Source organism: Alienimonas chondri, from assembly GCF_013036045.1.
Taxonomy (GTDB): Bacteria; Planctomycetota; Planctomycetia; order Planctomycetales; family Planctomycetaceae; genus Alienimonas; species Alienimonas chondri.
Genome location: NZ_WTPX01000079.1, coordinates 1 through 22,631, shown reverse-complemented (window position 1 = coordinate 22,631; position 22,631 = coordinate 1). Strand labels below are relative to the sequence as shown.

Genomic DNA, 22,631 nt, shown 5'->3' with positions numbered 1-22,631 from the left:
CGCCGGTCTGACCGCCTTCGCCCGGCTGACCGCCCTCGCCGGGCTGACCGCCCTCGCCGGTCTGACCGCCCTCGCCAGGCTGACCGCCCTCGCCAGGTTGGCGGCCCTCGCCGGGGCCGGGCTGCTCGCCCGCACCGGGTTGCTCGTCGGCGCCGCCTTCTTGCTCGGCACCGGGGGCTGACGGCTCGGGCTGACCGGCGGGATCCTGTTCGGTCCCAGGCTGCTCCGCTTCACCCGGCTGCCGCTCAGGTTGGCCTTCACCAGGCTCTTCGCCCATTCCAGGCTGCTGTTCCGTGCCGGGTTGCTGTTCAGTGCCGGGTTGTTGCTCCGTGCCGGGTTGCTGCTCCGCGCCGGGTTGCTGCTCCGCGCCGGGTTGTTGCTCCGCGCCGGGTTGTTGCTCCGTGCCGGGTTCGGTCATTTCCTGCTCGCTGCCGGGCTCGCCCGGACCGGCTTCCTGCGGGGCGGCGCCGTCGGGGACTTCCCCCTCGCCGGGGGCAGCGTCAGCGGCGTCGGCCGGGTCACCGGCCGTGCGATCGCCGCGGTTCTCTTCGTCGGTGGTCTCGCCTCCGGCGGGACCTTGCTCGGTGATCTGGTTTGGATCGGCGGAGGCGTCCTCGCCGTCCGCAGCGGCCCCCTCGGCGCCCGGCTCGCCGGGATCGCGGTTCTCGCCCGGGGCGCCGGGTTCGTCGGCTCCGGCAACGGTCTCGTTCGGGGCCGCGTCGTCGGCAGCCTCGTTTGGGGCGCCGGCGCCGTTTGGTTCGCCGGGGCGTTCGTTGTCCTCGCCGGCGCCGGAGTCTTGCATGCCGCCGGTTTGCTCCTCCTCGCCGGATTCGCCGCCGGCGGGAGTTTCGTTCGCGGCCTGATCGTTGGACGGCTGATTCTCGCCGGCGCCGTCGTCGGAGGGGTTGGGAGAGCCTTCCGGACTCGCGGACGGGTCGGCGGCCGGTTCGTTCTCCCCGGGGGGCGAATCGCCGGTTTCCTGTTGGGCGTCCAGCTGATCCGACTGCGGGGGAGCGTCGTCGGGATCTCCGCCGAGGTGATCGAGCATCTTCTCCATGGCCAGATCGTCCTCGGAGCCGTCGTCGGCTATGGACTGCTGGCCGGATTCGCCGGGGGCGCCGTTCGGATCTTCGCCGGCTTGCGGGTCGCCGGACGGCTCGCCTTCGCCGGACGGCTCGCGCGAACCGTCCGCACCCCTCTGGCTCTCTCCAGTCTCGCCCGATTCGCCCTCAGCCTCGGCGGAGTCCTCGTTCATTCCGTCCTGGCTCTGACCGCCTTCGCCTTCGCCGCCCGGCTCGCCTTCGGCCCCGGGTTCGCCCTCGGCCTGCTCACCCTCGGGCTGCTCGCCTTCGGGCTGGCCTTCCTGTTCCTCGCCGCGGTCGGCGGGGTCGTTCTCATTCGGGTTCTGATCGCGGTTTTCGGGCTGATCGCGGCGGGCCTGCTCCTCCTGGCGCTGCTTGTCCTCGTTCAACTGCTGTTCGGCCTGCTCCTCCGAAACCGGCTCGGTGATCGTGATCGTCAGCTTGGGAGAGTTCCGAACCTTCGTAATCGGCTCGCGGTTGTCGCGTGCGGAGATCCAGTAAGTCAACACGTCGCCGGCCCGCACGCCCTCGTCGGACAGCGTCCACTCGTGCGTGAGGGTGACGGAGGGCTTGTCGCCCTCCCAGAGGCGAACGGCCGTCGGGATCGCTTCGCCGTTCTTCGAGCGGCGCAACGCCAAGTCACGCAGTTTGAAGTCCGGATCGCGAGCGGTGATCTTCAGCGGGACCGTGGCGTTCGACGGGCGGGTGATGTCCGTTTCGGGGTCGAGCAGCGTGACCTCGGGCAACTCGTCCGGCCGCACCGTGATCGGGTGGACGGTGGGGCGAGGGTCGCGGAAGCCCTCAGCGTCCGTGACTTCGATCCGGTAGAACTGCGGAGCGCTCTCGTCGGCGCGGTGGGCGAGCGTCCAGGAACCGGTGAGCGTGCGGCCGTCTTCGGAGACCTCCAGAGGCACCTGTTCGACAGGCGTGTCGAACGCCGCGTCGTCGGCGAACGTCAGCATCGCTCGCTGGACGGGCAACGCGGCCGCGGCGGTGAAGGTCGCGGTCGTGCCCTCGACGGCGTCGATCGCGGCGGTCGACTGGGTGAACGGTTCCAGCTCTGTATAGGCTGGGAACTTCAGGTCGACCTGTTGCAGCTCCGCGTGCGGGGCGGGGGAGACGGTGACGCGGAACGGGCCGGCCTCGGCGTCGCCGGCGATCACGCTGTAGGTCAGCGGGCCGGTCAATCCGCGGCCCTCGGGGCCGGTCAACGTACCCTCGAAAGTCAATTCGTCGGCGGCCTCGCGGAGCACGACGACTTCGCCGACGGCTCGCGCGTCATCGGTGGTGTATGTGACGAGCACTTCCTCGGGGATCTCGCCGCCGACGACGGCAGTGACGGTCAGCATCTCGCCGGCCAGCACGTTCGCGTCGCCCGGGTCGACCCGCAGCAGCCGGGTGCGGGTGACGGCGTCGATGGGGGCTGTGGGCAGCAGCGCCCGGCCGAGGGAATCGCCGATCGCCTTCGGACTGAACAGGGCGTAGCCGCAGGCGAAGACCACCAGCACCAGCAGGGCGGTGGAGAATCGGATGAGCGCTTTGCGATCGACGGCGTCGTCCACGTCGGTCTTCTTCAACGCGGCGGCGGCCCGCTTCTGCATCGCGGAGCGCACCTGTCCGTTCGCCGTGCCGGGGCCGTCGAGGAGGTTCATCAACCCGCCCCGCAGCGTCGGATCGTGCCGTTCGATCTGGTCGGCGGCGTACATGCGATTGATCCGCCGCATCGCGGGGCGGACCACCTTGAATCCCAGCCAAACCGCCGCCACGAGCATCGCCGCGCCCAACAGCAGACCCCGCATCAACGGGCTGAATCCTCCGTCGACGACCCAATGGTCCAGCACGACGAAGGCGCTGAGGTACGCCAACACGATGACTGCCAGCCCAACCGCGGCGGTCAGCAGGTCCGCCCAGCGGATGCCGTTGCGGGCCTTCTCGACCTGAGCTTCGATGAACTGGTCGAAGGTCAGGTACTGCCGGGACGGGGCGTCGGCGCTCATCGGGCGGCTCTGGGGGATCGGGACGAAGGATTATATCGGCGAGCGCCGCCCCGGGGGCGCGCCGCCTAACGGCGACGGCGAAACGGGGGACTGCACGGATTGTCCGGCGGTCACACCAACCCGCGCTTTTTGCGGAGAAACCACTCGGTTCCCAACAAGCCCACGAAGAGCAACGGGATCCACCATTTGTCGTACAGCGGGGTGCGGGACAGAACGGTGCTTTCCGCGGAGGCGGGCGGCTCGTCCGCCCATTTGGCGAGGAACGCGGGCAGTTCCTCCGGCGGGACGACGCTCCCGCCGGTGACGCGGGCGAGGTCCGCCAGCAGTGCCGGGTCGGCGGCGGGGTTGTCGAGCTCCAGATCCCGCGGATCGACCACGAATCGCGTGATCGCGTCCGGGCCGACCATCGATCCGCCCTTCGTCGCCCGCACCCGCACCCAGTAGTCGCCGGGATCATCGGTGCCCGCGGCGTCCGCCCGAAACAGGCCGGGCGAGGCGGGGCCGGCGGCGCGGGGGGAGAGCGTGGCGATCTCGCCGTCGGGGGCGGTGACTTCGATGGTGAACTGGGCGTCGGCGATCGGCTCGCCCTCCTCGTCACGGGCGCCGAGCTTCAGCCGGGCGGGACGACCGGGGACGACGTTGCGCGGTTCGACCGTCACGAACACCGGGCCGCTGGTGTCCTCCTCCTTCCGGGTCAGCCAGAGCACGACCTGCCGCCAGAACCGGGCGTGCTCCACGTCGTAGCCGGACAGCGGCCACAGCCAGGTGGTATCCCCCGCGAAGGCCAGCACGCGGCTGCGGCCGTACTCGTAAGCGACCAGCAGCGGAGCGTCGTCCGGGCCGACGGCCAGCACGTCCGCGGGCAGGTTCCGCTTCAATTCGAGCCGGTTGGCGCCCGCCAGCGGCGGAAGATCTCGCCAGACGTCGGCGTTCGCCTCCGCGTCCGCCAGCAGCATGATGTAGTTCTGGGCGCCCTGCCGCGTGGGAACCATCGGCACGTCGCCGAGGATCTGCGTGCGGGCGTCGGCCGCGTCGATCGGTCCGCCGCGAGGGAGTTCGACCGGCAGCATGTTCCGCAGCGGCGTGCGTTCCCATCCGCCGGGGCCGAAGCTGTTCAGGCCGCCGGTCATCATCAGCCCGGCGCCGTCTTCCACACGAGCGGCGAGGTCGTCGACGAAGTCCTTCCGCCCTTCCTGGAAAGCGTCCGCTGCGACGTCGCCGATGATGAACGCGTCGTACCGGCCCGGCTCGAACAGCGATTCCTCCAACCGCAGACCGGGCGAGAGGGCGTTCGGCTGGGCGGGCAGTTCGACGTAATCGAGCTGGATCTTGTCCGAGAGATTCACCTTTCGGAGCGCGTTCACCTCCGGCCGCACGCGGTCGAAGTACAACACGCGGATGCCCCCTTTGCGGACGCTGATGACGGTGGCCCGCTGGTTGTTCGTCTGCTTCAACTCCCCCTCGACCGGCTCGATTTGCAGGGCGAGCTTCATCTCCCCCGCGGTCTGGGGGACGAAGGTGAGTTCGATCGGGATCTCCTCGCTGCCGGTCGTGGGCCGCACGATGATCGCCGGGCGACTGCCGTCGGTCGGCTCGACCGGCGCCAGTTCGACCTCGTCGCCGGGACCGCGGGCGGGGGGGGATTCGGTGAGCAGCCGCACCGTGAACTCACGCCCGGCGCCGCCGACGATCCGCACCACGCCGGAGACCGGCACCCGTTTCTTCTCGAACACGACCGGGTCGACCCGCAGGTCTTCGACGGAGAGATCCAGCCCCGCCGTCGGGGCGCCGTCGCTGCCGAAGGGCACGCCGACGATCCGCACGCCGGATTCGGCCAGCAGCGCCGCGACGCCCCGGGCGTCGGTGTCGTTCGGGGGCAGCGCGCGTTCGGCGCCGTCGGTCAGGAGGAAGACCGACGTGAGGTCCGCGTCGGACCGGCTCAGCTCCGACAGCACGCCGCCGATCGCCGTGCGGGCGCCGGTCGGCTCCTCCGGGAGGACGGACGTGGGCTCGGTCAGCGCGGCGTCCGCATCGACCTCCGCGGGGAGCGGGTTGCGGGCGCCGTCGAAGGTGGCGAGGGAGATGTCCAAATCCTCCCCCAGCTCCTCCAGCGCCGGGGCGCACGCGGCGAGTACGGACCGCAGCAGTTCGAAGCGGCTCGCCCCGCCCGGCCCGTCTTGCACGGTCATGCTACGAGAGACATCCGCCAGCAGCAGGATCGACGGGCGTTCGGTCTCCGTTTCCTCGCTCCGCAACTCCGGCCGGAGCAGCAGGAGCGTCAGCAGCACGGCCCCGGCGAGCCGCAGGCCGATCAGCGTGCGGCGGACGCCCTTCGAGAGATGCCGGACCCGCGGCGGGTAGGTCCACAGCACCAACCCGATCAGCGCGGCGCCGCACAGCAGCGTCAGCGTGAGAGACCAGGCGGGGTTGAGGGCGAAGGACAGAGGTATTGACCGATGTCGGTGGACGGGGCGGCGAGCGGCGGGGCGTCAGCCCCCCGAGGGGGCGAAGCCGGTGGCACGGGGGGCTGTCGCCCCTCCGCTTGCGGGGGCGCCCTGTTCGCTTTCGTAGAACCGGTTCCCCACGATCAATTCGCCGACGAACACGGCGACCAGCAGGGCGAGGAGGTAGGGGAACATCTCCTCGCCGAGTCGTCCGCGCACGGTCGTGAGATCCAGTTCCTCGGCGGTGCGGCTGAGCGTGTAGCGATCCTCGCCGAGGCGGGCGTCGAGTTCGTCGGTCGTGATGACGGTCAGGTCGCTCTCCGGCTCCGGCAAATTCACGCTAAAGGCGCCCAGCAATCCGCCGGGGGCGTCGCCGGTCGGGGGCAGGGCGAGAGAGTAATGCCCGGGGGCGTCGGCGCCGGTGACCGCGAGCTCATCGACGCCCGCGGGGATCGAGACCCGGGTCTGCGACAGGTCGGGCCGCCGGAGGACCGCGGGCAGGTCTTCGCCCTCGGTGTTCGTACCGCTGACCGGCACGACCAGCGTATCCGCGGCGAGGAAGTTGTACCGCTGTTCGCTGCGGCCGCTGAGGTGCCGGGTGAGGAACTTCACGAAGGCGAGGTAGCTCCACCCGGCGTCCGGCAGGTCGTTCCAGTCGGCCCGGTCGACGATCAAAGCCGTGGTGAACAGGGCGACGTGGCCGGCGCCCGCTTCACGGGACATCAGCGCCGGCGGTCGGGTCTGCGGGTCGGTGAAGACGGCGGGGACGGCGGCGCCCTCCTTTGGTTCGACGACGAAGTAGCGACGCACGTCGCGGCTCTCCAAAACGCCCGTGCCGCCCAGCGGATCAAACGGGGCGAAGATCGGATCGTTGGGGTCGACGACGATCATCCGCTCCGGCACGCCGAACCCCAACGGCGTGACGAGGTCCGCCGGCATCCATTCCGCCGCTGGGCCGGCGTTGTAGGCAAGCACGTCCGCATTCGCCCCGAGCACGATGCCCACGCCGCCGCCGGCCTGGGCGAACGCCCCGAGCTTCGCCATCCCCGCTTCGCCCGGAGCGTTAGCGTTCAGCAGGTAGATCACGTCGAACTTCGCCGTCTCCAGCCGCGACAGATCGCCCGTGCGGACGGTCGTGACGACTGCGGGCCGGCGATCTTCCGGTAGCAGGCTGGGGGCGAGCGCTTCGCCGAAGGCCCGGGCGTCCGTGAGTCGGTCGGAGACGACGGCGACCCGCAGCGGCGGTTCCGCGCGAATCGTGAAGGAGCGGCGATCGTCGAACGCCAATGGGTCGGAGCCGGTCAAAGCGAGTTCGCCTTCGATCGCCCCCGCAACCGCGATGGGCACGGAGAACGAGACCTCCGCCCCGCCGCCGGGCGGCAGCGTGACGGTTTGGCGGCCCCGAGCGACCGGCTCGTCGCCGAGCGCCGCGGTCCGCAGTTCGACCTCGACCGCGTCGGACCCGCGGGCGCCGGCGTTCTCAGCGGTCGCCGGGGCGCGGGAGAGCGTCGCGCGGACGGTGACCGTGCCGCCGACCGGTCCGCTTTGCCGAGTCGGGCGGGGCACGCCGAGGGCGACGTTCTCCGGTCCCTCCGCGCCCACGTCGACGAGAAACGCCTGCACCCGCTCCCGAGCGGCGAGTTTGTTCGCCAGTTCCACCCGCCCGCCCGGTCCCCAGGCGCTCCGGGCGAGGTCCGTGAAGACGTACACCGCTCGAACGTACGCATCGGCGTCGGGATCCGGCCCCAGGCCGAGTTCCTCCGCGGTCCGTTCGCGATCGCGTTCGTGCAGGTCGACGGCGGCGGCCAGGCGACCGTCCAGCGGCACCGTGACCGGGTTCGTTTCCAGCTGCCCCATCCGCGTTTTCGCCCCGAACAGATCCGTCGCGAACCGGGGCGGCTCGCCGGGGGCGGTGGTCATCACGGCGAGCTTGCTGCCGGGAGGGAAGCCGTCGGCATGTTCCTCCGCGAGGGCGAGTGCCGCTTCGAGCCGATTCTCGCCAGCTCGCACGAGGCCCATGCTGGAGGAGGTGTCGAACACAAACACCGCGGCGACCGGCTGATCCTCGGACACGGCCTGCACGGGAGCGCGTACTTCCGCGGCGACCCGCCGACCGTACGGCCAGAGCACCAACAGGCCGGCCAAGAGAAACGCGCCGATCGTCGATCCGGCCCGCAATAGCGTCCGGCGGTACAGGAGATCGTGCCGGGCGAGTTCCCCCTGCCGCTGCTGCGAGCGCCACCGCATCAGCATCACCTGGTAGGCGATCAGCACGGCGACCACAACCGCGGCCAGCGTGAGCCACTCGGCGGTAGTGAAACTGTAGTTCGCCGCCGGCAGGCTCGGCCGCACCACGGCGAGCACCAGCAGCACGATCGCCGCGATCCGCAGCAGCAGCAACCAGAGGTGTCGCAGCTTGAGCCGACGGCTGTTCGACTTCTTTCGATCGCGAATCAACCGCAACGCCGGGAAGGGGAACTTCTTCGGCTTCGGCTTGAGCAGGAAGTGCAGAATGACCGGCACCGCGGCGAGGCCCAACAGGGCGAGCAGTCCGGGGTGGAGGAGCGACACGCGGGGAGTTTAGTCACCCTCGCCCGCGCCGCCTATCGGCGACGGAAGGCGATTCCCGGCACGTACCGCGAATCCCGCGGAGTCCCTCGTCCCTGCTTTGGTCGTCACCCGGCCCTCCACTCCGGCCGTCCGATTGAGCAGAGCGACGCCCTTCTCCGATCCCAACACGCTCACGGCAGAGGCGAGCGCGTCGGCCGTCATCCCGGTCTCCGCCGTCACGGTGACCGTGGATCGGTCCGTCAGCCCCAGGCCGGTGCGGGGGTCGACGATGTGCGAGTACCGCTCGCCGCCGATCTCAAGGAATTTGTAGGCGTCCCCGCTCGTCGCGACCGCGGCGTTCGACAGGATCAGGAATTCAGTCGGCGCCGCATCGGCGTCGGCGCCGTCGGGCAGTCCGATCTTCCAACCGGTCTCGCCCGGCGGCGGGTCGCCGGCGAGGAGGTCGCCCCCGGCATCGATCAGGAAGCGGGACACGCCCTGTTTCCTCAGCGCTTCGCCGGCGACGTCCGCGGCATACCCCTTGGCGATGCCGCCGAGGTCCAAAAGGATTCCCGGCTTCAGGATCGTGACCGTGCCGGCGTCCTCATTTACGCAGACCGACCGCCAGTCGACGCGCTCACGGAGGGTCGCCAGTTCCTCGGGCGTCGGCAGCGTCTTCTGGATGCGAACCCGCCGCCACCTCTTCACCAGCGGGCCGACCGTCGCGTCGAACGCTCCGCCGGACTTCGCCGAGACGTCGCGGGCCCGCGCGAGCACTCGGGCGAGGTCCGCGGAGACCGCCGTCGGCTCGCCCGGCACGTAACTGTCGCACAAGCGATTCAGTTCGCTCCCGTCGTGATAGTCGGACAGGGCGCCGGTGAGTTCCTTGACTTGTCGTCCCGCTTCGCGGCAGGCGTTCTTTGCGGCAGGTTCGCTGCGTGCGTAGCATGTGAACACGAAGGGCGAACCCATCTGGACCTGTTCCACCCGCACTCGGCGCCAGGCCGCGCTGGAACCGGGTTCGTCCCCCACCGGTCCGTCGACCAACCCCGTCGCCACTATCGCTGTCAGAATGAAGCCACTCATGCGTTCGCTCGCCCTTGGATTTGTCCTCGCATCGTATGCCGCGTGCGGTCCCGGTGCTGTGTGGGCGCAGGACGACGTGGACGGCGCTCCGCCCACGGCCTCCGCGACGAAAGCCGCCGACGCTCCGAAGGTCGCCGAGCCGGGCGAGAACGCCAAGACCGCCGCGGAGATGAAGGCGTACACGGAGGAGATCGCCAACACGGACCTCACGTTCGAGATGGTCCCGATTCCCGGCGGAGAATTCACGATCGGTTCGCCGGAGGATGAAGAGGGCCGCGGCGAGGGCGAGGGTCCGCAGCGGCGCGTCTCCGTCAGCCCGTTCTGGATGGCGACCAAGGAAGTGACCTGGGACGAGTACGACGCCTTCTTCCAGCGGCAGGACAAGCAGCGCCGCGATCTCGCCGGGATCGCCCCGGACGAGTACGAGAAGAAGGCCGACGCCGTCACGCGGCCGACGAAGAACTACACGGACATGACGTTCGACATGGGGCACGACAGCTTCCCCGCGATCTGTATGACGCACCTGTCGGCGAAGATGTACTGCAAGTGGCTCTCCGAGAAGACCGGCCATTTCTACCGCCTGCCGACCGAGGCTGAGTGGGAATTCGCCGCCCGCGCAGGCACCGACACCGCATACAGCTTCGGCGACGACGCTGAGAACATCGACGAGTACGCCTGGAGCGACGACAACGCCGACTGGACCTATCACCCGGTCGGTCAGAAGAAGCCGAACGCCTTCGGCCTGTACGACATGCACGGCAACGTCGCGGAGTGGTGCCTCGATCAGTACGACCCGGACTTCTACGCCACGTTCTCCGAGGACGGCGTCACGAAAGACCCGTACAACGTTCCGGAAACGATCTATCCCCGCACCGTTCGCGGCGGCTCCTGGTACGACACGCCGGAATACCTGCGGTCGGCCGCGCGGATGCCCAGTACGAACGACTGGAAGATGCAGGATCCGCAGATCCCGCAATCCATCTGGTGGATGACGGATTCGATCTTCGTCGGCTTCCGGGTCGTTCGCCCGCTGACCGAGCCGACCGAAGAGGAGAAGCTCGAGCTGCAATTGATCCCGCGGCCGGAGGATGTGCCGGAATGGGGTCTGCGTGAAGGCTTCATCCACGACTAGGCCGCCCGCGGGCGAGATACGACCGAACGCATCAACGCGTGCGGTCGCATCAGTCCGCCGTTATTCTCGACCCGTTCGCCCCACTTTTCAGAGCACTCTCATGCCGACGCCCCGCCGTTCCTTCCTGAAGACGACCGCCGCCGCCGGCGCTGCGGCTTCGCTCACCGCCGCCGCATCTCCCGCCGCGACCAAGCGGGCCGCGAAGCAAGATTTCATCCGCGTCGGCGTGATCGGTTGCGGCGGGCGCGGTAGCGGGGCCGTCGGCGATGCGATCAACGCCGCCCAGGCGGCCGGCACCACGCCGGTCAAATTGGTGGCGATGGCGGACGTGTTCGAAGATCACCTCTCGAACAAGCACAATCAGCTTTCGAAACAGTTCGGCGATCAGGTCGACGTGCCGGAAGGATCCCGCTTCATCGGCTTCGACGGTTACCGGGGCGTGCTGGAGCAGGACCTAGACTACGTCATCATCGCGACCCCGCCGGGCTTCCGCCCGATCCACTTCGCCGCCGCGGTGGAGAAGGGTCTCCATATCTTCTGCGAGAAGCCCGTCGCGACCGACGCGCCCGGCATTCGCAAGTTCCTCGCCGCCGTCGAGGAGTCCAAGAAGAAGAAGTTGAAGGTCGGCGTCGGCCTCCAGCGGCACCACCAGAACAGCTACCTCGCCGTCGCGGACCAGATCCGCGACGGGGCCATCGGCGACATCATCGCCATGAAGGTCTACTGGAACAGCGGCGGCGTCTGGGATCCCCGCAAGAGCCGCGAGCAGGTCTCCGGCGAAATGGAGTACCAGATGCGGAACTGGTACTACTACTGCTGGCTCTGCGGCGACCAGATCTGCGAGCAGCACATTCACAACCTGGACGTCGGCAACTGGTGGGCCGGCATCAAGGCGAACGGCAGCGAGCCGGTCTTCCCGACGGTCGCCCGCGGCATGGGCGGACGCGAAGTTCGCACCGCGGCGAAGTACGGCAACATCTTCGACCACACCGCCTGTCAGTTCGAGTACGCGGACGGCACGCAGATGATCTCCGAGGGCCGCCATCAGCCCGGCGTTTGGAACAGCGTGTCCGAGACCGCCCACGGCTCGAAGGGCACCCTCACCACGCAGGGCCGCACGCGGATCTACACGAACGAAAAGCAGGACGACGGCTCCTTCAAGGAGAACATCGAGTGGGCCTACCGGGGCCGCGGCGATCGCAGCCCCTACGTCCAGGAGCACATGGATCTGCAAGCCGCCATGCGTGAGGGCAGCGACTACAACGAAGGCACCTACGGCGCCATGTCCACGATGACGGCGATCCTCGGTCGGATGGCCTGCTACTCCGGCAAGGAGATCACCATGGAGGACGCGCTGAACAACGGCCGCCAGCTGTTCCCCTACGATCAGGCGCTCACTTGGGAATCCGAGCCGCCGGTCCTGCCCGGCGAGGACGGCTTCTACGAGGTGCCCACCCCGGGCGTGACGAACGTTCTCTCCTAAGAAGGCGAGCGGTGGGCATCAGCCCTCCGTGTTTTCACCAGCGTTTGACGATTGCGAAGCGTCCCGGGTTCGGAGCGAACCCGGGACGCTTTCGTTCTGCTGCAGTCGAGAGGACACGGAGGGCTGACGCCCACCGCTCGCCTCACGCTTCTTCGAGGCCGAGCACGGAATCCATCCGTTCGGCCACGTCGCTGAGGCGTTCGAGGTCGCCGCCGCGAACTTCGGCGGTCGCCCACCCGCGATAGCCGATCGCTGCCAGCGCCGCTCGCACCTTCGCCCAGTCCACGCTCCCCTCGCCGATCTCCACGCCGAAGCCCTTCCACAGCCCCTCTTCCTGCTGAAGCTTGCGGCTGTACTCCTTCACGTCCAGCTTGCGAATCCGATCGCCCAGGGCCGTGATCCATTGCTCCGGCCAGCCGAGCCGGACGACGTTCCCGATGTCGAAGTAGGCCCCGACCGACGGCGATTCGAACGAATCGATGAACCGGGCGAACTCCAGCGGGCTGAGGAGGAAGTTGTTCCAGACGTTCTCGAACAGGATGTCGACGCCGGTCTTCTCCGCGACGGGCAAAGCCTTGGCGATCTCCAGTTCCGCCCGGGCATAGGCGTCGGCGTACGCGGTGGCGTCGTCGACCACGCCGGGGATCACCAGCACGGAGGTTCCGCCGAGCTGTTCGCAATCCTGTAACGCCTGCTCCAAGCCGGCCACGGCTCGGGCGCGGATGGTCGCGTCCGCGGCGGAGAAGCGATCGTTCCAGCTTTTCCCGTACACCACGCCATGGATCGGCAGCCCGACTTCGTCGCGCGCCGTCAGCAGCGCGGGCACGTCGCGGGTTCCGCCGTCGACTTCAATGCCGTCGAAACCGGCGGCCTTCGCGGTCTGAAACTTCTCCGTCAGCGTGCCGTTCCCGCCGACCATCGACAGCTTCACCGCTTTTTTGAAGCGTGGGGCGGTCTCGGGGAAGCTCGTCACGGCCTCGGGCGGCTCGGCCTTCAACGTGGTCGCAGCGGTGAGGGCGACGGCGGAGCCGGCGAGAAACGTGCGACGCTGCATCAGGGAGGCTCAGAGGAGGAAGGGCATCCGAGTCTGACCGACCGCACGGGATCGTGCTAGCGGCTGTTGACCCGCACGACCGGTCGGGGATCGTCCGGTTCGCCGTTGACCTTGGCAGCCGAAGAAATCTACCAACCGCGGCCCGACGGACCGCCGGTGACGAAGCCCATGAGGATCCTGCGACACCCCCGCCGCCCGACCGCCCACGCCGGCGTCGGCGAACCGGCGTTGACGATCCACGCCCCGGCGAAGCTGAACCTGACGCTCGACGTCCTCGGCCGTCGACCGGACGGATTCCACGAGTTGGAATCCTTGATGGTCACCGCCGGTTGGTTCGACACGCTGACGTTCGCCCCAGCGGACGACTTCGCCCTGTCCGTCACCGGCGCGACAGGCGTGCCGACGGACGGTTCCAATCTGGTGTCCCGGGCCGCGGCCGCGCTGGCGGAGTCGGCCGGCCGAACCGTCTCCGGGGCGATCACGTTGCACAAACGCATCCCGCATGACGCGGGGTTGGGCGGCGGATCGAGCGACGCCGCGGCCGCGCTGTTGGGGCTGAACGAGCTCTGGGGCTGCGGCCTGTCTCGCATCGAACTGTCCGAGATCGGCGCGACGGTCGGCAGCGACGTGCCGTTTTTCCTCGCCGGTTCCGCGGCCGGCGTGGTCCGCGGACGAGGCGAGCGGGTCGAGCCGATCGCGGCCGGGCCGAGGCGATGGGCCGTCCTGGCCAAGCCGCCGATCGGCCTGTCGACCGCGGCGGTGTTTGCCGCCTGGGGCGGGCGAGCATCCGCGAACGGGACCGCTCGCGCCGCAGCCTCTTACAGCGGTTCCTTGGCGGGCTTGGCCGAGACGACCGTGAACGACCTCGACGGCCCCGCCACGGAACTCGAACCGCGACTCGCGGCGGAGCGGGACGCCTTTGCACTCGCCGGATTCTCCCGCTCCTGCCTCAGCGGCAGCGGCACGAGCCGCTTTGCCCTCTGCCGATCAGCGTCCGCGGCTCGGTCCGCCGCGGCGACGCTCCGCCGCTTGCGTCCCGGTCCGGTCGTCGCCGTCCCTCTGGCGGTTTGACCGGGCGACCGGCGCCTCATTCCTTGATTGTCCCCCCTCCGATTGTCCCTGCCGTGAAGATCACCGACGTTCGCGTGAAGCTGGCCCCCGGCGCCGACGCCGCCGGCGGGGAAGCCGGACGCCTGCTGGCGTTCTGCTCGATCACTCTCGACGGCTGCTTCGTCGTGCGGGATCTGAAACTGATCCGCGGAGAGCAGGGCGCCTTCGTGGCGATGCCGAGCCGTAAAATCACCGCGCGCTGCGACGAGTGCGGCGGGAAGAATCCGTTGCGGGCGAACTACTGCGGGGACTGCGGCGCCGCTCAGAACGACCCCGAATCGACCTCGGGCGGCGACGGGCGGCAGAAGCTGTACGCGGATATCGCCCACCCGATCAACGCGGGCTGCCGGACGGAACTCGAATCCAGCGTCGTCGCGGCCTGGGAGCAGGAGCGTGTGCTCGCCGCCTCGCCGGAATACGTCTGCCGCTATGACGAATGCGACGTCGGCGAACCGGCGCCGGGACGGGGGGCGGGCGCTACGTCGTCTAAGCCTCATCATCTGCCGAACGTGCCCGGGGTGGTGCGGCGCCTGGACGGGGCGACGCCGCTGCGGAGCGGCCCCGCGACGCTTCGACCGAACCGTAGTCCGCTGCGCACGGCCCGACGGGGCGAGGCGGCGGGGGCGTTCGGCGACGGTCTGTAACGATTCGACCGGCGGCGACGGTCCCGCACGACCGATGAAGACGAGCACGCCGTCCCTCGAACCTGCCGGAGACCGCCGCCCGTGGGCATGTTCCGCGAACACGTCGCCGTCAGCGGCGCCTGCGGGGCCGTTCTGGCCAGCGGAATGTGGGTCGCCACGCCGATCGACGGGGTGCAGGCCGGCGTCGCGTTCACCTTGGTGGGCATCGGCGGAGCGTTGCCGGACCTCGACAGCGACCGCGGACGGCCGATTCAGGAACTGACCGCGCTGCTCGGCGCCGCGGTGCCCTTCGTGCTGGTCCGCCGATTCGCGGAGATCGCCCACACCTTCGATGCAATCGTCGGGCTGGGCATCTGCACCTATCTGCTCGTGCGATACGGCGGCGGCTGGGCGCTGCGAAAGCTGACGGTTCATCGCGGCATGTTCCACAGCCTGCCGGCGATGATGATCAGCGGGCTGCTGACGTATCTGGCCTACAAGAGCCCCAACAACGGTATCCGCCTGCTGATGGCGACCGCGGTGATGACCGGGTTCGCCTCCCACCTGATGCTGGACGAGTGGTGCAGCGTGGATTGGCGAGGTCTCAAACCCCGTTTGAAAAAATCGGCCGGCACCGCGATCAAGTGGGCCGGCGATTATCCCTCGGCGACGATCGCCTGCTACAGCCTGCTGGGACTCTGCGTGTACGCCGCGGCCATCGACGGAGACGTGATCGAGGTGAACCGCCTCGGCGTGCCGCAGCGGGTGGCTGATCGCAAAGAACCGAAGCCGTGGCTCGCGGTCTCCCCGGAAACCGGCGAGGCCATGCTCGCAGAGGCGCCCGACGGGAACGACGACGCGGAACGCGATCCAGTGCGGATGGTCGAAGCGAAGGGCGGCGTGGTGCTGCGGTGACCGTTGCGAGCGGCGGCCGTCAGCCCGCTGAGTCAATCAGGTTCGCCCTTTCCACCCAGCGAAACGCTCAGGGGACTGACGTCCCCCGCTCGCCTCAACCGAGCCGCCTCAACACATCCTCTTTCAGGGCGGCGTTCACGCTGATGCCGTCGCCGCCGTCGGCCCGTTCTTCGCCCGCCCAGGTGACGAACGAACCGCCGGCTTCCTTCACGATCGGCAGCAGCGCCGCGGCGTCCCACAGGCTCATCACCGGGTCGATCATCACCTCGGCCCGGCCGGTGGCGACCAGCATGTGGCCGTAGCAGTCCGCCCAGCCGCGGGTCAGGCGGTAGTCCGTGTTGAAGAGTTCAAACGCCTCCTTCATCGAACGATCCGTCCACCGGCGGGGGTTCGCCGTGCAGAGCAAGGCTTCGTCCGGCGAACTAATCTCGGAGACCTTCGCCCGCCGCTTCGATCCGTCGCCGCGGATCCACCAGGCACCCAGTCCCTCGGCACCGTAGACGACTTCGTTCAGCCCGGGGAAGCGGGAGACGCCCAGCACGCACTTGCCGTCGCGTTCCAGGCCGATCAACGTGCCGAATAGCGGCACGCCCCGCACGAACGGCTTGGTGCCGTCGATCGGGTCCAGCACCCAACGATAGCTGTTCGAACCGGGCACCTCATCGAACTCCTCCCCGAGGATGCCGTCGTCCGGGAACTTCGCGGCGATCGCGTCGCGGATCCGCTCTTCGGCCCCCTTGTCCGCGACGGTGACGGGGCTGTCGTCGCCCTTGCGAATTACCTCCAGGTCCGGGTTCTGGAAATACTCCAGAATGAACGGCTGCACGTCGAGCGCAGCTTGGTTGGCGAAGTCGAGGCGTTCTTGCAGGTCGGACATTAGATTGGTGCTTGTTACTAAGGAGATAGCGGCCGGGTCGTAGCCGCCTCGCAGGTGGACAGCGTCACAGTCGCGGCAGCGATACACGTTCACGTTTTCGCATCGGCTCCAATGTCCGTCATAGACTGCTTCGGCGGTGCAGTGAGCGCTGCCGCAAATCGGGCAAGTGGAGCGACCAGTGTTTCGCCGGCGGCGTGGGATCAGGAGGTCGACAAGCAGTATGAGCCAAAGCAGCGCCCGGCCGACCGCGGATCGAACCGCATTGCTCACGAAGACTCGTCCAGCCGATACAACATTTCGCCCGCTTTGCGGACCAGCAGAACGCCCTCGTCCTCCCGGTCGGCGAAGTCTTCCACGTCGATCGTCGCCGGGTCGCGATAACCGAGGTTGAGCTTCTCGCACTCCTCCGGCGGAATCTGCGAGGCGAGCGTCACCTTCACCCGCGGCTTCTCGACGCCCTCTTCATAGGTGCCCCCGCCGCGGACGTGGGTGCTGTGGGCCAGCGTGCCCCACGGTTCGTGTTTGAACTTGTCCCACTGGCCGAGGAAGTAGTCCCGCGTGTGGTAGCCGACGCGGCGGATCGCCTCGCCGTGGGTCTCGGAGACTTCGCTCAGGTGCGGGGCGTAGATGATGAGTTCGCCCCCGTCGGCGACGACCGGCTCGAGCTTATACATGCACTTCCCGGCGACCCACAGCTCGTCGTACATCGGCGGGGCGCAAGACAGCACGGTGTGAAACGGCTTCGGTTTGCGGGTGATGTGGACCCGCTCCGACATCTGCGACGCTTCTCGCCACGCGGACTCCGGCGTGCCGTAGTACAGACCGTACAGGTCGGCTTTCGGGTCGACGACGAACGTCAGCGCCCGTCGTTCGACCGGGATCAACTTCGCCGCGGCGTCGACCACCCGACGCACCGGGGTGTCCGGCACCCCGATGATGCCCGCGTTCGTGACGATCGCCCCGAGCCAGTGGAAGTAGTTCAGCAGCTCCGGCCCGCTGATGCCCGGGAAGAAGTACTTGTTCCCCCCGCTAAAGCCGACGACCTCGTGCGGGAACACCGGGCCGAGCACCAGCAGCAGGTCGTAATCCTTGATCCGAGCGTTGATCGTGACCGGGACGCTGTCCGGCAGCGTGCCGCGGGAGAGTTCGGCCGCCTCCGGGCAGGGCAGATCGCCCAGCGACATCAGGGCGTCCGGGTTGTCCCACTCGTGGTTGAGCAGGGCGACGCCGGGGAACCGGTCGTCGCGGGTCGCCGGGTCGATGCCCAACAACGACTCGATGCGGGCCTGCGGCATCGGTGGGTGTGTGCCGAGGGCGACCATCACGTCCAAACCCGCGGCGCCAGCCTCCTTCAGCCGATCGTGAACCGCGGGGAACAGGATCGGCAGCGGGGCGGTGCGGGTGTGATCGGGGACGATCAGCAGGACCCGTTTGCCCGCGACGTCATCCGTGGGAATCAGATCGGCGACGCGGCCCGCGATCGAGTCCGTGGGGAGCGTCGACGGCGGGGCGGGGGAGTTGGAATCTGGCACGCCGCCCATCGTACCGGCCATGTGAAAGCGCGGCACCTTGACGGGTCGCGTCGCTCCCCGGACCATGCCCGACTGCGCCGCGGAACCGTTCCACGGCAAACACCGACCTCCGGGCACGGCCCGGGCGCCCCTCACGGAAGACATACGGCCCCGGTCCGCAGGCCCACGAACGGCCCCTCTCACGGGGGGCGCTCGGGGCGGCGGCGGGGCGTGAAAACGCTCATGACGCTGGCCGATTCGTTACAAAAACAGTTCCGGGCCGACCTGCGGTTCCGCGGCGCCGGTTACCTCGACGCCGATCGCGTCACCCAGCTGGCTCTCACCCCGGATAAGCTGGTCGCCGCCGTCCAAGAGAAAGCGGGAGAGTTCACCTGCGACCTCGACCGCTCCGGCGGCACGTTGCGGATGAGCTGCACCTGTCCGCAGTCCGGCAAGCTCGGCGTCTGCAAGCACCTGTGGGGCGCCGTGCTGCTGGCGGACCGCGACAAGCTGCTGACCGGCCCGGTCCGCGGCGGCGAGATCCCCCCCTTCGTGGCGGACGATCCCGTCACCTCGAACTTCGGTTCCGCCTGGGACTTCGACGACGACGAGGACGACGATTTCGCGCCCGGCCCCAGCGCCCGCGCCTATGCGGCCCCGGCCGGCGGGTTGCTCGGCGAGGAGCCGGAGGAGGAGAGCGACATTGCGACGATGGAGCGCCCCGCGGCGGCCCCGCCGGAGGAGAAGGCGCGACCTTGGGAACGGGCGCTCGCCGGCGTCGCGGCCGAAGTCGCCGCTCCCCGGAAAGGCAACAGCGCCGAACGGCAGATCTTCTACGAACTCGACCTGCCGGCCAGCCGTAAAGAGCGGCGGATCGTCATTCAGGTCTCCCAGCGCCAACGCCGCGCGAGCGGCCAGTGGGGCAAGCTGAAGGCGCTCCGCGTCCGTCCCGGCGACCTCGACATGATCGAGCGGGAAGGCGACCGCACCGTGCTCGCCTACCTGTTCGGCGGCGTCGCGGAGCGGGATGCGAAGGACGGCAAAGAGACCGGCGTCTTCCGCTTCCACCTCGCCCATGAGTTAGCGGAACGTCTGTTGCCGCTGATGTGCGAGACCGGCAACGCCCGCATTCTGGACGCCGGCGAGAAGGCCGGCTCCCTCACTTGGGACGGCGAGGAACCGTGGGAGCTAACCGCCGCCCTGCGAGAAGTGTCTCCGCAAGATGCTTGGCAAAAGTCGCGTGAAGACGACGACGCCGGCGAGGGCGAGGAGGGAGAGGCGGAAACCGCGGACGCCGAAGCGCAATCGGACGAGGCCGAGGGGGAAGAGGAGGCCGTGTCTCTGCGACTCGCGGTCGAACTCACGCGGCCGGATGCGATCCGCAAAGCGGAGGATGCCGACCTGATGCTCCCCGGGGGCCTCGTGCTGTTGGATAACGTCCTCAGCCCGGTCATCGATTTCGGAGCCTACGATCTGGCCGACCGCATCGCGGAGTCGGACGGCATCGTCATTCCGAAGGCGGAGGCTCACGAGGCCGTCGAGAAATTGTTCCGTCTGCCCGTGCTGCCGCGGCTGGAACTCCCGGACGATCAGCGTCTGGAAGAGGTGCGCGTCGAACCGGGCCGCGAGCTGCGGATCTCCAGCGGCTCCTCCGCGAACGGTCGCTTGCCGGACCGGGCGACCGGGGCGGTGCGGTTCCGCTACGACGGCGAGCCGATCGCCGGCGGCGATCCCCGCTGGGCGATCGTCAACAGCGAGGCCCGCAAGTGCCTGCTCCGCGACCTGCCCGCCGAAGCGGCCGCCTGGGATGAACTGCGTGACGTCGGCTTCCGCCGCCTGGCCAGCAAGTCCGCCGGCGGCATCGACGTCGAAATCGCGATCGGCGATCTCGGCGGCGCCGTCCGCGGCCTGACCGACGCCGGCTGGCTCATCCGTGCCGATGACAAACCGGTCCGGCAAGCCGGGGAACTGAAGTTCCAAGTCAAAAGCGGCATCGACTGGTTCGAGCTTCGCGGCGACGTCACGTTCGGCGATGCGACCATCGCGCTGCCGGATCTCCTCGCCGCGCTGGCGCGGGGCGATGACGCCGTTCGGCTCTCCGACGGTTCGCTCGGCATCCTGCCGGCAGCATGGGCGGAGCAGCTCGGGTTGCTCGCCGGTCTGGGGAGCGAAGAGGAGGACCACCTCAAATTCACTGCCAACCAAGCCGTCCTGTTAGACACGCTGCTGGGCGCGCAGAAAGAGGTCGAGTACGACGAGCAGTTCACCTCGCTCCGCGAACGCCTCCGCGGCCTCACCGGAGTCGAACCGGCGACCGAGCCGGAGGGCTTCGAAGGCAGCCTCCGCGAGTACCAGCAGAACGGCCTCGGCTGGATGCGGTTCCTGCAGGATACCAACCTCGGCGGGTGTCTCGCGGACGACATGGGCTTGGGCAAAACGGTTCAGCTCCTGGCTCTCCTGCAGGGGCGGAAGCTGCGGATGGACGACGGCGAGCATCTCCCGTCGTTGGTCGTCGTGCCGCGGTCGCTGCTGTTCAACTGGTCCAGCGAGTCGACCCGGTTCACCCCGGATCTGCGAGTCGCCGAGTACACCGGTCCCGATCGTCATCGCTTGCGGGAGGACTTTGCGAACCTCGATCTGATCCTCACGACCTACGGCACGCTCCGCCGGGATGTGATGGACCTGAAAAAGCAGCCGTTCGACTACGTCGTGCTGGACGAAGCCCAGACGATCAAGAATGCCTCCTCGCAGGTCTCCAAGGCCGCCCGGCTCCTGAAGGCTCGGCATCGCTTGGCGCTGTCGGGGACGCCGATCGAAAACCACGTCGGCGACTTGTGGAGCATCTTCGAGTTCCTCAATCCGGGCATGCTCGGCCGATCGAGCCTATTCCGCCGGTACGCCGCCGACCCCGACGACAAGCAGGCCCGCGACCTGCTGGCCAAGGGCATCGGCCCGTTCGTACTTCGCCGCACCAAGGCGGAGGTCGCGACTGACCTGCCGTCGAAAACCGAGATGACGCTGTCGGTCGAGTTGGAGGGCGAGCAGCGACGGTTGTACGAGGAACTCCGCGATCACTACCGGCAGAGCCTGCTGGGCAGCGTGAAGGAGCAGGGTCTCGGCAAGACGCGGATGCACGTGCTCGAAGCCCTGTTGCGATTGCGACAGGCGGCTTGTCATCCGGCGTTGCTGGGCGAGGACAGCGCCGCGGTGCAGTCTGCGAAGGTCGAAGCTCTCGTACCGCGTCTGGTCGAACTGATCGACGAAGGCCACAAGGCGCTCGTATTCAGTCAGTTCACCAGTTTCCTCGGCCTCGTCCGCGAGCGGTTGGAGCAGGAGGGCATCAAGCACGAGTACCTCGACGGCCGCACCCGCGACCGCGGCGAACGCGTTAAGCACTTCCAAGAGTCGCCGGACATCGGCGTGTTCCTCATCAGCCTGAAGGCCGGCGGTTTGGGCCTGAACCTGACCAGCGCCGACTACGTGTTCCTGCTGGATCCCTGGTGGAACCCGGCCGTCGAAGCCCAGGCGATCGACCGCAGTCACCGCGTCGGTCAGGAGCGACCGGTGTTCGCGTATCGCCTGATCGCCCGGGACACGATCGAGGAAAAAATCGCGGAGTTGCAGCAGAAAAAGACGGAACTGGCCGACGCGGTGCTCAATCAAGAGGAGAGCGTGGTCAGCGGCCTCAGCGTGGAGGACGTCGAACGATTGCTCTCCTGAACGGCGAACCGGCCGAGGCTGAGAGGTGTCTTGTCGATGGATTCGCGAGAGACTGAAGACACGTGCCTCCGCACACTGGACGGTCCACGGCTTCTCCGTAAGAATCCGCCCCCGGGAGCGATCCCGGGGTCCCGCACCAGCGGGGCGGTTCCGCATCCGCGGAGCAAGGGGCGTGTAGATCAGCTGGTTAGATCGCAGCTCTGATAAAGCTGAGGTCGGAGGTTCGAGTCCTCCCACGCCCATCACGATCAGGCCCGTTTCCCGAAGTGGGAAGCGGGCCTCGATCGTATTCCGGGGACTTAGCTCAGCTGGGAGAGCGCCTGCTTTGCAAGCAGGAGGTCAGGGGTTCGATCCCCCTAGTCTCCATTGGATGAAGCTCAAAGCCGCATCGACGCAGCGGTCATGGCGATTCTCATTCGACGGGCGTAAAGTCCGGCGGGGCGATCAAACCTTCGCCGATCGCCGTCGGCTTTGAAGCCGGCGGATCTCAGGACGCCTGTTCTCGCCAAGAAGGGAACCGACCGCCGTCGGAACAAGATCCGCGGTCGAACCCCGCGGCACGCCGAAGGGCCTGGACGCCAGCACGGCCTTTCCGGCGCAATCGAAGCATGAAGAAGGGTCAGGAATGCGACTGATTCGCTCTGCAGTATGGGGCAATGCAGCTTCCGGCGCCGCCTGCCATCTCAAACGCCGAGCAGGCTGCCGTGGACGTCCGTACGGGTCTCAGGGCGGCCGAAAACGGACCGGCCGTCGTACCGAAACTTTTCTCGGAAACTCGCTTCCACGGCGTTGACGGCCCGGCGAGGCCCCCGTATCTTTCCCCCTCGCGAGCGGGGCGACGCCAATGGTGTTGTCGCCGCCGCGATCGACGCGGTTTGAGGCGAAGGCGGCTTCGGCCGGCCGACGGCTCCGCGTCGCAACGAATCGCCCTTTCGGGGCGTTCCGATCTTTGACAACTTGTTAGTGTCCGAGTGGCATCTTGTAAATGACGCAATTGCGTCGTGCGATTGAATTGCACGTCGCGACTGTGGTCGAACAAAGTTTTCC

The 22,631-nt window shown here is 68.4% G+C and carries 12 protein-coding genes, 2 tRNA genes and 1 pseudogene; 8 read left to right on the top strand and 7 right to left on the bottom strand.

Annotation, left to right across the window (positions count from 1 at the left end):
- The 4 genes and pseudogenes from LzC2_RS12775 to LzC2_RS12760 all read right to left on the bottom strand — a co-directional run.
- Positions 1 to 3,079, bottom strand: a pseudogene (locus tag LzC2_RS12775) (hypothetical protein); the annotation flags it as partial.
- Between the two features lie 110 nt (positions 3,080 to 3,189).
- A complete protein-coding gene (locus LzC2_RS12770; protein WP_171187535.1) occupies positions 3,190 to 5,451 on the bottom strand; it encodes a glutamine amidotransferase in 2,262 nt (753 codons plus the stop codon).
- A gap of 117 nt (positions 5,452 to 5,568) precedes the next feature.
- A complete protein-coding gene (locus LzC2_RS12765; protein WP_171187530.1) occupies positions 5,569 to 8,094 on the bottom strand; it encodes a BatA domain-containing protein in 2,526 nt (841 codons plus the stop codon).
- 9 nt (positions 8,095 to 8,103) lie between these two features.
- A complete protein-coding gene (locus LzC2_RS12760; protein WP_171187527.1) occupies positions 8,104 to 9,159 on the bottom strand; it encodes an FAD:protein FMN transferase in 1,056 nt (351 codons plus the stop codon).
- On the opposite strand from LzC2_RS12760, the gene LzC2_RS12755 reads away from it, so the two are divergent.
- Positions 9,158 to 10,291 (top strand): formylglycine-generating enzyme family protein, encoded by a 1,134-nt coding sequence (locus tag LzC2_RS12755; protein WP_171187525.1) that lies wholly within the window; start codon positions 9,158 to 9,160, stop codon positions 10,289 to 10,291. The genes LzC2_RS12760 and LzC2_RS12755 overlap by 2 nt on opposite strands.
- 100 nt (positions 10,292 to 10,391) lie before the next feature.
- Complete coding sequence (locus LzC2_RS12750; RefSeq protein ID WP_171187520.1) at positions 10,392 to 11,774, top strand: Gfo/Idh/MocA family protein; 1,383 nt, start codon at positions 10,392 to 10,394, stop codon at positions 11,772 to 11,774.
- 142 nt (positions 11,775 to 11,916) lie between these two features.
- Here the strand turns inward: LzC2_RS12750 and LzC2_RS12745 are convergent, their stop codons facing one another.
- The gene (locus LzC2_RS12745; protein ID WP_171187518.1) at positions 11,917 to 12,828 is read right to left on the bottom strand and encodes a sugar phosphate isomerase/epimerase family protein; all 912 of its coding nucleotides are present in this window, start codon (positions 12,826 to 12,828) and stop codon (positions 11,917 to 11,919) included.
- Positions 12,829 to 12,996: 168 nt separating this feature from the next.
- Between LzC2_RS12745 and LzC2_RS12740 the strand changes: the two genes are divergently transcribed.
- The 3 genes from LzC2_RS12740 to LzC2_RS12730 all read left to right on the top strand — a co-directional run bounded on the left by LzC2_RS12740 (position 12,997) and on the right by LzC2_RS12730 (position 15,476).
- Positions 12,997 to 13,899: a 4-(cytidine 5'-diphospho)-2-C-methyl-D-erythritol kinase gene (locus tag LzC2_RS12740; protein ID WP_206678694.1), complete on the top strand. Its 903-nt coding sequence runs from the start codon at positions 12,997 to 12,999 to the stop codon at positions 13,897 to 13,899.
- Positions 13,900 to 13,952: 53 nt separating this feature from the next.
- Positions 13,953 to 14,582: a SpoVG family protein gene (locus tag LzC2_RS12735; protein WP_171187515.1), complete on the top strand. Its 630-nt coding sequence runs from the start codon at positions 13,953 to 13,955 to the stop codon at positions 14,580 to 14,582.
- 87 nt (positions 14,583 to 14,669) lie between these two features.
- The gene (locus LzC2_RS12730) at positions 14,670 to 15,476 is read left to right on the top strand and encodes a metal-dependent hydrolase (protein ID WP_171187512.1); all 807 of its coding nucleotides are present in this window, start codon (positions 14,670 to 14,672) and stop codon (positions 15,474 to 15,476) included.
- A gap of 94 nt (positions 15,477 to 15,570) precedes the next feature.
- Here LzC2_RS12730 and hisN read toward each other — a convergent pair whose 3' ends face one another.
- The gene (gene hisN / locus LzC2_RS12725; protein WP_171187510.1) at positions 15,571 to 16,353 is read right to left on the bottom strand and encodes a histidinol-phosphatase; all 783 of its coding nucleotides are present in this window, start codon (positions 16,351 to 16,353) and stop codon (positions 15,571 to 15,573) included.
- A gap of 266 nt (positions 16,354 to 16,619) precedes the next feature.
- Positions 16,620 to 17,894, bottom strand: a complete 1,275-nt coding sequence (locus tag LzC2_RS12720) for a lactate racemase domain-containing protein (protein ID WP_171187537.1) — start codon at positions 17,892 to 17,894, stop codon at positions 16,620 to 16,622.
- A gap of 201 nt (positions 17,895 to 18,095) precedes the next feature.
- Between LzC2_RS12720 and LzC2_RS22840 the strand changes: the two genes are divergently transcribed.
- The 3 genes from LzC2_RS22840 (at position 18,096) to LzC2_RS12705 (ending at position 21,950) form a co-directional block, all read left to right on the top strand.
- Positions 18,096 to 21,584: a DEAD/DEAH box helicase gene (locus LzC2_RS22840; protein ID WP_206678692.1), complete on the top strand. Its 3,489-nt coding sequence runs from the start codon at positions 18,096 to 18,098 to the stop codon at positions 21,582 to 21,584.
- Between the two features lie 168 nt (positions 21,585 to 21,752).
- A tRNA-Ile gene (locus tag LzC2_RS12710) sits at positions 21,753 to 21,826 on the top strand.
- Between the two features lie 51 nt (positions 21,827 to 21,877).
- Positions 21,878 to 21,950: transfer RNA gene (locus LzC2_RS12705), tRNA-Ala, on the top strand.
- The last annotated feature ends 681 nt before the right edge of the window (positions 21,951 to 22,631 follow it).